We start from the raw sequence: 709 nt of genomic DNA on the forward strand, positions 1-709 counted from the left end.
GATGTAACCAGGAAGTTAGACGGGGGAGATCCAGTTGATGTAGAGTACCTCGATTTTCAGAAGGCATTTGATAAGGTCCCACATAGGAGATTGGTGGGTAAAATCAGAGCTCATGGCATTGGGGGGGAGACATTGACATGGATAGAAAACTGGTTGGCAGATAGAAAGCAAAGGGTAGTGGTGAATGGGTGTTTCTCGGAATGGCAGGTGGTGACTAGTGGGGTGCCACAGGGCTCGGTGTTGGGACCACAGCTGTTTACGATTTACGTCAACGATTTAGATGAGGGCATTGAGAATAACATCAGCAAATTTGCTGATGATACTAAGCTGGGTGGCAGTGTGGCATGTGATGAGGATGTTAGGAGAATTCAGGGTGACTTGGATAGGCTGGGCGAGTGGGCAGATACTTGGCAGATGATGTTTAATGTGAATAAGTGTGAGGTGGTCCACTTTGGGAGTAAGAACAGGAGGGCGGATTATTATCTCAAAGGTGTAGGGTTAGGTAAAGGAGAAATACAGCGAGATCTGGGAGTCCTTGTTCATCAGTCACTAAAGGTGAATGAGCAAGTGCAGAAAGCAGTGAAGAAGGCTAATGGGATGCTGGCCTTTATTACAAAGGGAATTGAGTACAAGAGCAAGGAAATCCTCTTGCATTTGTACAGAGCCCTGGTGAGACCACACCTGGAGTATTGTATACAGTTTTGGTCTC

Annotated in this window: 1 protein-coding gene; it reads left to right on the plus strand. The window is 46.5% G+C overall.

The annotated features are described in order from the left end of the window. Positions 1–709: reverse transcriptase domain-containing protein (locus CUC53_RS18435; RefSeq protein WP_201796806.1), on the plus strand; the 709-nt coding region annotated here is incomplete at both ends.

It is taken from the genome of Aeromonas cavernicola, from assembly GCF_002795305.1.
Classification (GTDB): Bacteria; Pseudomonadota; Gammaproteobacteria; order Enterobacterales; family Aeromonadaceae; genus Aeromonas; species Aeromonas cavernicola.